We start from the raw sequence: 13,406 nt of genomic DNA on the forward strand, positions 1-13,406 counted from the left end.
GAATATTTATATGCTTTTGCTATACTTCGCGCAACTCGAGGTGCACTAGTTTTAGGTTGAAATTATTAAGTATTTTTAAATAGTTGAAGCATTCAGACTTTGATTTGAAAAATCAATTATCAAATTTTGTACAGTGCATGACTGAGATTTGTTACAATCAGTAAATTGCATACTTCGTTGCATATTTAAATACAAAAATAAGTTTAATTAAAACTAATGTTAAGAAATTTAAAGAGTATCTATTAAGGAACTCAATAAATTCATAAAAGGAATATAAATGTCTAATCTCTCATACGCAAATGCAGAATACGGTCCTTGGAAAACATTTTTAGAACAAGTAGATCGTGTTGCGCCATATTTAAGCGAAGACCTTTCAAAATATGTTGATACTTTAAAGCGTCCAAAGCGTGCGTTAATTGTTGATGTGCCAATTATTATGGATGATGGGACGATCCGTCACTTTGAAGGTTACCGTGTACAACACAACCTTTCACGTGGTCCGGGTAAAGGTGGCATTCGCTATCACCCAGATGTTGAAATTAATGAAGTAATGGCGCTTTCTGCCTGGATGACGATTAAAACTGCTGTTGTTAATTTGCCATTTGGTGGTGCTAAAGGTGGTATCCGCGTTGATCCACGTACATTATCACCACGTGAATTAGAGCGTTTAACACGTCGTTATACAAGTGAAATTAGCCATATTATTGGACCTCAAAAAGATATTCCTGCACCAGATGTTGGTACAAATGCCAATGTAATGGGCTGGATCATGGATACTTATTCATCTGGTCAAGGTCATACAGTAACAGGTGTTGTAACAGGTAAACCTGTTCACCTTGGTGGTTCATTAGGTCGTGTAAAAGCAACAGGTCGTGGCGTGTTTATTACAGGCTACGAAATTGCAAAAAAAATTGGCTTAAGCCTAGATGGTGCGAAAGTATCTGTTCAAGGTTTTGGTAACGTAGGTAGTGAAGCTGCTAACTTATTCAGCGAATACAAATCTAAAATTGTATGTATTCAAGATCATACAGGCACTATTTTTAATGCTGATGGTATCGATTTAGAAGGCTTACATGCGCACGTTGCAGCAACTCAAGGCGTATTAGGCTTTGCAGGTGCAAAACAAATTGATAATGAAGATTTCTGGGATGTTGAAACAGATATTATTATTCCTGCTGCGCTAGAAGGTCAAATTACAATTGAGCGTGCTAAACGTTTAAAAGCTAAAATGATTTTAGAAGGTGCAAACGGTCCAACTTACCCAGAAGCAGATGACATTTTAGTAGGTCGTGACATTGTTGTTGTGCCTGACGTAATTTGTAATGCTGGTGGTGTAACTGTTAGTTACTTTGAATGGGTTCAGGATATGTCTAGCTTCTTCTGGACGGAAGATGAAATTAATGAACGCTTAGATAAGTTAATGATTCAAGCTGTTGCAGATGTATGGAATTGTGCTGCGGATAACAAATGCACAATGCGTACAGCGGCGTACATTTTAGCGTGTGAACGTATTTTACGTGCTCGTAAAGAACGTGGTATTTACCCAGGTTAATTCTGAGTAGTTTAAAAGCCTCCGTATTCGGGGGCTTTTTTATAACTATTGAAAAGTAAATACTAATTAAAATTGTCTTATATTTAATAATATGAAAAATCAGGCAAATAAAGAATAAATTGACAAAGCATCAGCATATATTTAGTCTTTGCCACACTTGAGGTGCTTCTAATTTAGAAGTGAAACTGGGAAGTTAGTACAGAAAATGTGAGCTAGCACTGCCCCCGCAACGGTGAATAGAATATTTTAAATATTTTTAAGTCCGGAGACCGGCCTGAAGTAGACCAAAATAATGCGGTGGGCGTTTATAGGGGTTGTCTTAATTTTATTTGAACTTATTCATTTACTTTTGCGCGCCTATTTCATCTTCTGCATAATCCATTTCAATATCACACGGGGCGTGTGTTTAGGTAAATTATGCTGACATTCCAAAAAATTAATATATTTCCTCCTATAAATTCCTTTCCTTATCCGTTCCATAGTTGCAAATAGAATCGCTATCCATCTATTTGTATAAATTTAAATATCTTTAATTTATACAAAACAGCTTTCTCTCCCTATATATCTAAATAAATACATATTTTTGTACTTATTTTAAAATGATGAATTAAAAAAATGATGACAAGTAACACCACTCAAGCGACAAAAAATCAGTATGCAAACAATAAAGCGGAGCATATTGGAAGTTTTTTAAGAGCGCTTAAATTAAAAAAAGCACGATATGATTTTGCAGATCGTGTGATTTATGAAGAAACTTTGCGTCAAGTTGAAAATGCAGAAATTGATAACTTAATTGATATTCAATTGGATTTAGACTGCACCGTAATGACAGATGGTGATTTTCGTCGTGCTTGGTGGCATTTAGATTTTTTAGAGCAGTTTAATGGTATTGAAGGTCATAAAATACGTGACGGTTTAAAGTATAAAGATGCAATTAGTAAGCCTTATGATGTTCGAGTAACTGGCAAAATTTCGTTTAATGAAGATCATACTTGCCTAGCGCATTATCGTTATTTACATGAAGCAATAGATGGCTTTGCAACGGCAAAATATTGTTTGCCAAGTCCAAATATGATGCTGTACCCACATTTAAGAAATAATCGCACTTATGCAGAAAAATTAGATGAATATGCACAAGATTTAGCTTTAAGTTTTAATCAAGCAATCATGGCCTTGTATGCAGAAGGTTGCCGTTATATTCAAATTAATGATCAGTTTTTGGCATATTTATGCGATGAAAATTATCGTGCCAAAGAAATTGAGCAGGGATTGAATCCTGAAGATTTAGCAAAGTTGTGCGTAGAGGTTTTGAATAAAACTTTGCAAGATAAACCTGAAGATTTATTTATTGCGTTGCATATTGACCGTGGGAATTTCAGTTCAAGCTGGCTTTATAGTGGTGGTTATGAATTTTTGGCAGATCATGTTTTTGAAAAACTAACGAATATTGATCGTTACTTATTAGAATTTGATACAGAACGATCAGGTAATTTTGAGCCTTTAGAAAAATTAAAAAACTCACAAGCAGATGTCTTTTTAGGCTTAATTTCAAGTAAAAAAGAAATGCTTGAGACGAGTGATGAAATTATTGAACGTATTAACACTGCGACAAACTTTTTACCTTTAGAGCGCCTAGGATTGTGTTTGCAAAGTGGCTTCGCTTCAATGGAAGAGGGCAATAAAATTTCCTACGATACGCAGTGGAAAAAAATTAAATTAATGAACCGTGTCGCGCAAGAAATATGGGGCTAATTTTGTTATGAGTTTTGTTTCTGATGCTGTCTATTCGGGCAGTGTCAGATGGCGTTTTAACAGAATTAATTTATAATTTGGAACTTTCATCTATTGATGATTGTAAAACTACATATTTATGTCACAACTATCTTCCTATTTTCAGCAAAATCAATTTTGTGTACTCGTGGAATACCTCACGTCATTAACAGAGGTTTTTCCAACTAAAACTGTATTTGCAGGATATCCGGCTGTAATGACATTAGCAGATCGAGTGCATTCAGATCATGATATTTTGCCATTAGAAGCGAGTGAAAACTATTCAAACTCAGTTGAAAAAGTGATTCATTTTTCAGGCAAAGGTCGAGATATTAAAGACTTTGAATTGTTTTTAAAGCAAGCGAAAACAGCACATATAAAAAATCTATTATTGCTTACGGGCGATAAATTAAAAGAACATGAAGATGGTAAAAATGGCGCTTTACGAAGCCGTTATTTAGAATCTGTAAATGCAGTGATGGCAGCCAAAAAGCAAGGTGGTTTCAATATTGGCGTTGCATTTAATCCTTTTAAATATGCAGATGCAGAGCGCGATGCACAATATTTGAAATTGCATAAAAAAATAAAGGCAGGTGCAGATTTCATTATTACCCAATTGGGATATGACATTGCAGCATTAAAACAGGCACAATTATTTTTAAAGCAATGTGATTATTCACAAAAAATACTCGCTTGTGTAATGCCACTTAATTTGGCGCGCGCAAAGTTTATGGTAAAGCATAAAGTTGCGGGTATTGTTATTAGTCCACATATGCTGAAAGTTTTAGCGCACGAGAAGCAACAAGGATTATCGAATAATGCTTATATGCGCTGCGCTTTACAAATTTTGATTTGTAAAAAAATAGGTTTTGCTGGTGTGCATTTATCTGCATGTCATAAGCCAGAAGAGCAGGTATTGCTTGAACAATATATTGATGAATATCGTAATTTAGAATTGTCTGAACTTGAATTGCTTTGGAATGAACTTTGGCAAATAAAAATAGGTGATGAATTTAAACCTGAATTAGCTTATTTTTCACGTGCTGTAACATCTTCCGAAAGAATCAAATATCAACAATTACACTTAATGCATGCCGCTTTGTTCGACTCTAAAGTTGCAAAAGGATTTGGGCGTTTTGTGTTTGATGCACCACTTTGGAAAAGTAGAACTGCAACCAAGGTTTTAATGAAAACAGAGTTTTTAACAAAGCATGGTGTTGTGGGCTGTGAAAGTTGTGGGCAGTGCAGATTAGGCGATACTTTATATATTTGCCCCGAAACTTGTCCTAAAGGTTTAGCGAATGGACCTTGTGGTGGAACGAGTTTAGATAGATGTGAATTTGGTGATAGAGAGTGCATTCATTCTGTAAAGGCTCGATTAGCACAAGCAGTTGGGCAAACTAATATTTTAAAAGAGAAACTGATTCCAACAGTTGCTATTGAAGTTCGTGGAACCAGTTCTTGGAAAAATTGGTATGTAAATGGAAGCTAAATTTATTGCTCATCATCCATAGCATTTGAATAAAATTTAACTCCAAGTTTTATTCGGTCACGACCTTGGCTTTTACGCCAACGGTTGGTGTCTCGAAGTGAATATACGCAACCACAATATTCTTGTTGATAGAATTCTTCTTTCTTACTAATTTCTAGCATACGCACAGCGCCACCGTGTTTACGCCAATTATAGTCCCAGTAGCGAATGCCTTCATAATGTGAAGCGGAACGATGTCCACAATCATTAATTTGCTGCATATTTTTCCAGCGTGAAATACCTAATGAGCTGCTAATTAAGCTAAAGCCATTTTCAGCTGCATATAATGCGGTACGTTCAAAGCGCATATCAAAACACATGGTGGTGCATCGAATACCTTTTTCAGGTTCATTTTCCATGCCTTTAGCACGTTCAAACCAATTGTCTGTGTCGTAGTCACAATCAATAAATGGAATGTTATGTTTTTGCGCAAAGCGAATATTTTCTTCTTTACGAATTTCATATTCTTTAACAGGATGAATATTGGGATTGTAGAAAAATATTGAAAAATCTATACCAGATTCTATTAATGTTTCCATTACTTCACCCGAGCACGGAGCACAACATGAATGAAGTAAAAGTTTGTCATGACCTGTAGGAAGGCTTAGTTTTTGTCGTTGAAGCTTGTTAGACATAATCATAAAATTTATAAACACAACGTATATTTTAGGACTATGAACGAGTGTAAAACCTGTGAATATGCTGATATTTTCTAAGTTTAAAATGAAGCAAATTCATGATTGTTGATAATGATTGTTTCTTTTGAATAAATGACAATTAGTTTTCTACTTTATTTGAATGTTTGCTGAAAATATTGTTAGATTGAAATTTTCTCATGCTTAAAAATAGCGAACATGAATATCTCTCATGTTTTGTTGAATTTATATCGTTTTACTCATGTTTTGAATCAAGCTTAAATACACCCATACAGAAATTTAGCTTTTTATAAAAATTTAGGGTGTATCTCCATGAGTAATAAGTTTGAATGTTCAATTAAGCGTATTCGTTTTGATGAGAACTACGAGCCAGCAAACAATACGCGTTTAACCACGAACTTTGCCAATTTGGCGCGTGGTGAAAGTCGTGAAGAAAACCTTCGTCGCACAATTGCAATGATCAATAACCGCTTTAATTCTTTAGCAAGTGTAGATAATCCTAAAGCAGACCGTTATTCACTTGAAATTGATATTATTTCTGCGGAAATTGACATTGAAGGTAATGGCAAAACTTTCCCATTTATTGAAATGCTCAAAAGTACAATTACAGATCATAAAACCAATGAACGCATTGAAGGCATGATTGGTAATAGTTTTTCATCTTACGTACGTGATTATGATTTTAGTGTTGTATTACCTCAATTAGGCTGTGGCGTAGGTGAAAAACCTGAAGACTTTGGTGATTTACATGGCAAGCTTTATCAGCATTTAGTGAATTCTGAAGTATTTAAAGCTGAATTTAGCAAACAACCTGTAATTTGTTTAAGTGTTTCAACATCTAAAACGTATTTCCGTACTGCAAATGTGCATCCTGTGTTAGGTGTTGAATATACAAATGATGAATATTCACGAACAGATGAATACTTTGCAAAAATGGGCTTACGTGTACGTTACTTCAAGCCAGAAAATGGTAATGCACCTTTAGCATTCTACTTTGCTGGTGATTTATTACGTGATTACACAGATTTCGAATTAATTAGTGCAATTAGCACAATGGAAAGTTTCCAAAAAATTTATCGTCCAGAAATTTATAACACTAACTCTGCTGCAGGATTGGTTTATCAACCAAGCTTGAATTACCAAGATTATTCATTAACACGAATTGTTTATGACCGTGTTGAACGTGGTCAATTGGCAGTAAAACAAGGGAAGTGGACAGAAGAAAACTTCATTAAGCCTTATCAAGAAATTCTTGAAAAATGGGCTGCGAATTTTACTGTAAATAACACGAATCAAAGCGAAGCCGCTTAATTTACCAAATATTGACTGAACACAAATATAGAAGATTTTTAAATGGCAATTTTATTACCAACATCAACAGCGGGCAGCTTACCAAAACCATCTTGGCTTGCAGAACCAGAGAAACTATGGTCACCTTGGAAATTAGAAGGCGAGCAACTGCTTGAAGCGAAACAAGATGCTTTGCGCTTGTCATTACAAGAACAAGTGCATGCAGGCATTAATATTGTGAGCGATGGTGAGCAGACTCGTCAGCATTTCGTGACCACATTTATTGAGCATTTAGATGGCGTAGATTTCGAGAAGCGCGAAACAGTTCGAATTCGTAATCGTTATGATGCAAGTGTGCCGTCTGTTGTGGGTGCTGTATCTCGTCAAAAGCCTGTATTTGTTGAAGATGCTAAGTTTTTACGTAGCCAAACAGATCAACCGATTAAATGGGCGCTCCCTGGTCCAATGACTATGATTGATACTTTGTACGATGGTCATTATAAAAGTCGTGAGAAGCTGGCTTGGGAGTTTGCAAAAATTTTAAACCAAGAAGCGCGTGAACTTGAAGCGGCAGGTGTAGATATCATTCAGTTCGATGAGCCTGCATTTAATGTATTCTTCGATGAAGTAAATGATTGGGGCGTTGCAACATTAGAGCGTGCGCTTGAAGGTCTTAAATGTGAAACTGCGGTTCATATTTGCTATGGCTACGGTATTAAAGCAAATACAGACTGGAAAAAGACTTTAGGTTCAGAATGGCGTCAATATGAAGAAGCTTTTCCTAAGCTTCAGCAGTCTAAAATTGATATCATCTCACTCGAATGTCAAAACTCACGTGTACCGATGGATTTAATTGAATTAATTCGCGGTAAAAAAGTGATGGTGGGTGCAATTGATGTTGCAACAAACCAAATTGAAACACCTGAAGAAGTTGCAAATACACTTCGTAAAGCACTTCAATTTGTAGATGCTGACAAACTTTATCCATCAACAAACTGTGGTATGGCACCATTGGCACGAGAAGTTGCACGTGGAAAATTAAATGCTTTAAGCGCAGGCGCAGAAATTATTCGCAAAGAATTAACAGCTTAATTCTAGCGGATCTCAAAAGGCATAAAGGTCGTTTGTTCTTTAATTAAAACACCTTTATGTCATCTAGAGATAAGTGATCGTAAATTTAGGATAGTAGAGATGATTGAAGCAACAGACTTTAGAAATGCAATGTCTTTGTTAACAACTGCGGTTAATGTGGTGACAACAGAAGGTGCATCGGGTCTTCATGGTTTTACTGCTTCTGCGGTATGTAGCGTTACAGATACACCACCGACATTATTGGTTTGTATGAATCAAGCATCTCGTTCGCATGCACATTTTATTGAAAATAAAACGTTGTGTGTCAATGTTCTAGGTGCACAGCATGAACAAATTTCTAATGCATTTGCATCGAGTAAATTAAGTTCGGAAGATCGCTTTAAGTTAGGTGCATGGACAACATTGGAAACAGGCTCACCTGTTTTAGAAGATGCTTTGGTTAGCTTCGATTGTGAGATTGAACAAATTCAAGAAGTTGGAACACATAGCGTTTTTATGTGTCGTGTTGTTGCAATTAAACAAAGTCAGCAAGATGAAAGTTTGGTTTATTTTAATCGGGCTTATCATCAAGTTGGTCAACTCGAAACCGCTTAAATTTCTAGATGCATAATCATCTACAAAATCATTAAAACTCATCTTAAATCGTGAAGTTATTATTTCGTGGAACTTATTATTTTCTTAGCCATTGGTGCGCTTGCAGGATTTGCAGCAGGACTTTTTGGTGTTGGCGGTGGAACGATTATCGTACCGTTATTATTTATTGTTTTTACTCAAATGGACTATAGCCCAGATGTCATTATGCATTTGGCTTTAGGAACATCGTTAGCGACTATTGTTGTCACATCTATTAGTTCGTTAATGGCGCATCATAAAAATGGTGCAGTGATTTGGCCTGTATTTAAAAATCTTGCTCCTCCAATGGCAATAGGCTGTTTTTTGGGAGCGGGACTTGCAGGTTGGCTTTCAGGAATTCAGCTTCAACTTATTGTAGGCGTGTTTCTAATTTGGGTTGCATATACCATGTTTGTAGGTGCTAAAAAGGTACAGGATTCTACAAAAATATTACCTTCATCGGCTAAGCAAATTATGGCAGGCTCGGTGATTGGTGGTGCTTCTGCAATATTTGGTATTGGTGGTGGTAGTTTAACTGTGCCTTATTTAACTCGTCATGGTGTAGTTATGCAAAAGGCGGTTGGAACATCTGCTGCATGTGGTTTACCCATTGCGATTACAGGTGCATTAGGCTTTATGATTTTTGGTATGAATCAGCAAGTGAATATTCCTAATACCATTGGTTTTGTACATATTTATGCTTTTTTTGGCATTAGTGTTATGAGCTTCTTTACTGCCAAATTAGGTGCGAAAGTAGCACATGCATTATCACCACAAATACTTAAAAAATGCTTTGCTGTGTTATTGGTGATTATTGGGATTTTCTTTTTGGTTAAAGGTTTAGTCTAAAATAACGACTTATTATTTTTACAATTGAAAGCTCACAAAATGTGGGCTTTTTTATATTTAATAGATAAAAAATAAATGTATAACAATAATTTAAATTTGGAATGAATTTAGAAATTTTCAAACGAAAGGAAGTGAATTAGAAATAACGATTTAGAATTATTATAAAAATAAGGCTCCGAAAATGCCGCTGCATGTCGTTACCCTGAACCCGATGAGTTCAAAGCTGGTTGCATGAATTAAGCAACATTAAGGTGTATTTGGCAATAGAAAAAATCCCATAACAAATTAATTTTCATACATATTTTTGTTTAAGGTCTACCAAAAAACAAGTAGCAACTTTAAACAATATTCTTGCAGTATACACTGGGTATACATGGAATTTAAGAGGTATTTTTATAACAAAGGTATACACTGGGTATACATTTTATAGACTAAAAAAAGCTCATAGACTTATTATAAAAAGGCTTATCTTTTGTAGATGGGGCATCTTCAAGATCAATGCACGAGCTAAATCTAAAACAGCTTTAACTCATAGTGACTTTAGTCTTTTACTAAATTTTTGCACCATCACCAGCCAAACTACAGATACATCGCTCAAAATTAAAAGTATTCTCTATGTTCTACATTCATTGAAGTTAAGTCAAAAACACTATTAAAGCATCTAGCTTTTTGCCACGTAATTTGCAAATTTAGTTTCTTTTTTGCTATGAGCAATACTAATGTATACATGCAAGCTAAGCCATTAAAAAATACGTTTAATCGGTTAAATTGTGTAGAGAGATGTATGCACTCAAATTTAAAAAACACTTATTTACTGAATATATTTCTTGATTTGTAGGTCTTACAAAGTCAGCTAATACAGAATGAAAGCGTTTAGATATCTCTGCATATAGTTTGTAATTACTAGATAATACTTTGACATTATGCTGCTCAATAATATCTTTGATTTTAAATAATGGTTCGCACATTTTAAAGCCTAAATATTTAGTTTTTGACTGTGTGCAATAGCACAATCATTTTTATTCTTTAATATAATAACAGGCTGATTATCTAATTCACGATTAAAAACACTCACAGCTGATGTAGCAATGATGTTCTGTCTAAATTCCATCGTTTTAAGCAACAAAGTAATTAATGATTAAAAGTAATCTGAATAATCGTTCCTTGATTCGACGACTTCAGTATGAAGTTTCCATGTGTGCGTTGTACACGCATTTGCATGCTATGTAACCCAACATGTGTAGTGTCTTCAACAGTATCAGGATTAAAACCAATACCATTGTCTGCTATTTCTAAGAGTGTGGAATGTTCAGTTTGCATTAAACTGATTTCAACTTTTGTTGCTTTACTATGCTTGATAATATTGGTTAATGCTTCTTCAAGAACTCGCGTTAATGTTAAACATTGCAACGGATGAAGTGGATTAATCCATTCTTGAGGAGTTTCCCAGCTAGCATCAATGTTTAATTCGTCAAAAATTTCCATAAAACGATGACGAGTTGATGCGACCCATAATATTGGTGATTCAGGTGTCTGGGCATCTAGACTTGAGCCATGATCAATAATTTGACGTAAATCATTACTCAGTAATTTAAGGATAGATAGAAAATTATTTTTATCTAAATGTTCATTACGACGAACTAATTCAATAGAGCGAACAATAGATCCACCAATTCCATCATGTAAATCGTGAGATAAATTGATGCGCTCTTGTAGGCGAGTATTTTCTAAAGCTAATTGGTGTTGCGAGTTTAAAGATGAACTTAACTTTTTGGTAACATTATTAATTTCATTGGTTAATGTCTGATTAAACTGAGCAATGATTTTATTATTACGATACAAACGTAGACCTAATAAAAGTCCTAACATTAAAGCAGTAAATGGTGCAATAAATGGGGACCAGAACTCATTTTGATTGGTTAAAATTTGGTAGGCATCATGAATTGCAACGGGTACAAAAAATACATGTAAACCAGCCATTAAATAAATTTCAATTTGTTTAGATTTATAAATTAAAAATGGATAAGTTAAGTTTTCTAGTAAAAAAATCACCATATTTAGAATAAAAAATACTTGAATAGTTAACTCTAAATACTTATTTGGAACAAATATTAAGACAGTTGAAAAAATTAAAAAAATATGTAAAAGTAACTGCTCAATTTTAGGGAATTTAAGATTGGCAAATCGCCAAATAGAAATACAGGATACGATTGTATAAGTCGAAAATATCCAGGCTACGACTCTCTCTAATTGGATGCTAATAAATGGTGTTGTATCTAAAATAAAGTACAAACTGTAAAATAGCCAAAATAATACGGTAATACTAATCCATAAATATGCTGATTCTTTACGGTAAATAACCCAGACCATAAAGTAAAAAATACCAACAATAATATTAATTAAAAAGCCAACGGAAAGAAGCGTACGTTGTTTTAATTGATAATCTTGAAATAAGGGAAGAACTTGTTCATAAGTACCAATATCTACATGACCTAAACTTGTTTTTTGTAACGCAGCACTAGAAACATAAACCCAAATAATATTATCTTTATTTTGAATAGATGATTTAGGAATAGACCATATACGTGGAATGTTCCAACTACGTGATAATGGTTCAATAAGAGACTTATCTTGCCAAATTAAATGATCATTTATATAAACTTTACCCGCCATATTAATATGACTTAAAACTAAAGCTAAAGGCTTTTCTGGGTCGTCACAATTTGTTGTCCAATGAATTTTATACCAAACATTTCCTTTATAATTTTCCCAATGATTTTCAACAAAATCTGGGAAATTTTGAACAGGTTTCCAACCTTGATTTGGTCGATCTATTACATTATTAGGTAATGCTTTCGCAATATATTGATTTGTTATGTAGGTTTCACATTGTTGTGAAATTGATTTGGCAAATGTTTGGGCATGTAAAGGTGCACACAGCAGAATTAACCAACATAAAATTATGCTAGCAAACCCAAGTTGCGTGCGGTATGAATTGCTTTTGATCTGTTGTTGACCGCGAGTTTGCGATAAATATTTTTGATATGACATTCGATAGTATATTTTGAGAGAAACAGAGATTCGGAAATTTCCCTATTACTCATTCCTTGAGCGACTAAATTTAAAATTTCATTTTCCCGCTTAGAGAGTAATTCATTTTGAACTTGATTTGAATTGTTTTCTATTGATTCAAAAGAAATTTTTTCCAAAATCTGTTTTGCAATAAAGGGGTCTATTGGCGCACCGCCACGAATAACACTTCGTATTGAAAGACAAATTTCAAAATCATCTCGTTCTTTTAAAAAATACCCAGTTGCTCCAGCTTGAATAGCTTCAAAAATAGTTTCTTGGGTGTTACAAGTCGAAATCACTAAAATAGGTGCGGTACTGCTATTACGTAAATATTTAATTATTTCAATACCTGAGCCATCGGGTAGACCTAAATCTATTAGGGCAAAACCAACATTATTTTCCGAAATTAGTTTTTTCGCTTCTCTGATTGATTGAGCATAAAGAAATAGGTCAGAACTGTAACCTAATTCAAGTAAAAGTTTTTCCGCTCGTTGTTGCATCAAAGCATCATCTTCCAGAATTAAGACTGGAAAAGGTAAATCCATATCATTTTGGATCATAAAAAATTTCCATTAAATAGCTGGTTGATTGCGAATCAACTTATATAAGTAACTACTAAGATTCTGTGATAGAGGGAAATATAAGTTAAATTTTTCTTTTTTACTCTAGCTTAGTTTTAAAAAAGATTACAAATATTTTTTAAATTTTTTTTTATTATTAGGTTGATCCAGATACTAAATCATAAAATTAAAAATAATATTCTAGGTTAATTCTAATTAATTATTTGATTGCTATTTCATGTGAATAGATTATTAAAATACCTAATTACAGTGATGTATATCCAAGTTTAGTAATGATGTAATCCACAATAGGAAAGTTGTGTATTTTTTGTAAATTTCACAACGTGTATAAAAAATTTTGGAGAAAGGACCTATTATTCATATTTTTTTTTAAAAATACAAATATGAATGATAGGTGTCAT

11 protein-coding genes and 1 riboswitch are annotated in these 13,406 nt (G+C 34.0%); of the genes, 7 read left to right on the forward strand and 4 right to left on the reverse strand.

Features of this window, described 5'->3' with window-relative positions; all coding sequences use genetic code 11:
• Positions 1-277 precede the first annotated feature (277 nt).
• The 3 genes from SKM54_RS01440 to SKM54_RS01450 all read left to right on the forward strand — a co-directional run bounded on the left by SKM54_RS01440 (position 278) and on the right by SKM54_RS01450 (position 4,814).
• Entirely contained in the window at positions 278-1,552 is a 1,275-nt protein-coding gene (locus SKM54_RS01440; RefSeq protein WP_311917715.1) for a Glu/Leu/Phe/Val family dehydrogenase, read from the forward strand.
• A 143-nt stretch (positions 1,553-1,695) separates the two neighbouring features.
• A riboswitch (cobalamin riboswitch) is annotated at positions 1,696-1,844 on the forward strand.
• 323 nt (positions 1,845-2,167) lie between these two features.
• Entirely contained in the window at positions 2,168-3,304 is a 1,137-nt protein-coding gene (locus SKM54_RS01445; RefSeq protein WP_321093706.1) for a 5-methyltetrahydropteroyltriglutamate--homocysteine S-methyltransferase, read from the forward strand.
• 118 nt (positions 3,305-3,422) lie between these two features.
• Positions 3,423-4,814 (forward strand): methylenetetrahydrofolate reductase C-terminal domain-containing protein, encoded by a 1,392-nt coding sequence (locus SKM54_RS01450; protein WP_321090895.1) that lies wholly within the window; start codon positions 3,423-3,425, stop codon positions 4,812-4,814.
• A 2-nt stretch (positions 4,815-4,816) separates the two neighbouring features.
• Here SKM54_RS01450 and SKM54_RS01455 read toward each other — a convergent pair whose 3' ends face one another.
• Positions 4,817-5,488: an epoxyqueuosine reductase QueH gene (locus SKM54_RS01455; RefSeq protein ID WP_321090894.1), complete on the reverse strand. Its 672-nt coding sequence runs from the start codon at positions 5,486-5,488 to the stop codon at positions 4,817-4,819.
• Between the two features lie 333 nt (positions 5,489-5,821).
• On the opposite strand from SKM54_RS01455, the gene SKM54_RS01460 reads away from it, so the two are divergent.
• The 4 genes from SKM54_RS01460 to SKM54_RS01475 all read left to right on the forward strand — a co-directional run bounded on the left by SKM54_RS01460 (position 5,822) and on the right by SKM54_RS01475 (position 9,352).
• Positions 5,822-6,820 carry a putative oxygenase MesX gene (locus SKM54_RS01460; protein ID WP_154773421.1) on the forward strand — a complete coding sequence of 333 codons (999 nt, stop codon included), beginning with the start codon at positions 5,822-5,824 and terminating at the stop codon, positions 6,818-6,820.
• Between the two features lie 42 nt (positions 6,821-6,862).
• Entirely contained in the window at positions 6,863-7,891 is a 1,029-nt protein-coding gene (locus tag SKM54_RS01465) for a methionine synthase (RefSeq protein WP_311917710.1), read from the forward strand.
• 99 nt (positions 7,892-7,990) lie between these two features.
• Complete coding sequence (locus SKM54_RS01470; protein ID WP_311917709.1) at positions 7,991-8,485, forward strand: flavin reductase; 495 nt, start codon at positions 7,991-7,993, stop codon at positions 8,483-8,485.
• A gap of 66 nt (positions 8,486-8,551) precedes the next feature.
• The gene (locus SKM54_RS01475; RefSeq protein WP_311917708.1) at positions 8,552-9,352 is read left to right on the forward strand and encodes a sulfite exporter TauE/SafE family protein; all 801 of its coding nucleotides are present in this window, start codon (positions 8,552-8,554) and stop codon (positions 9,350-9,352) included.
• 755 nt (positions 9,353-10,107) lie between these two features.
• Here SKM54_RS01475 and SKM54_RS12370 read toward each other — a convergent pair.
• The 3 genes from SKM54_RS12370 to SKM54_RS01485 form a co-directional block, all read right to left on the reverse strand.
• Complete coding sequence (locus SKM54_RS12370) at positions 10,108-10,320, reverse strand: Y-family DNA polymerase (protein ID WP_407060925.1); 213 nt, start codon at positions 10,318-10,320, stop codon at positions 10,108-10,110.
• Positions 10,321-10,483: 163 nt separating this feature from the next.
• A complete protein-coding gene (locus tag SKM54_RS01480; RefSeq protein WP_321089939.1) occupies positions 10,484-12,403 on the reverse strand; it encodes an ATP-binding protein in 1,920 nt (639 codons plus the stop codon).
• On the reverse strand, positions 12,313-12,984 hold the full coding sequence (locus tag SKM54_RS01485; protein WP_321090892.1) for a response regulator transcription factor: 672 nt from the start codon (positions 12,982-12,984) through the stop codon (positions 12,313-12,315). Before SKM54_RS01485 ends, SKM54_RS01480 begins: the two co-directional genes overlap by 91 nt.
• Between the last annotated feature and the right edge of the window lie 422 nt (positions 12,985-13,406).

The organism is Acinetobacter faecalis, assembly GCF_034187745.1.
Taxonomy (GTDB): domain Bacteria; phylum Pseudomonadota; class Gammaproteobacteria; order Pseudomonadales; family Moraxellaceae; genus Acinetobacter; species Acinetobacter faecalis.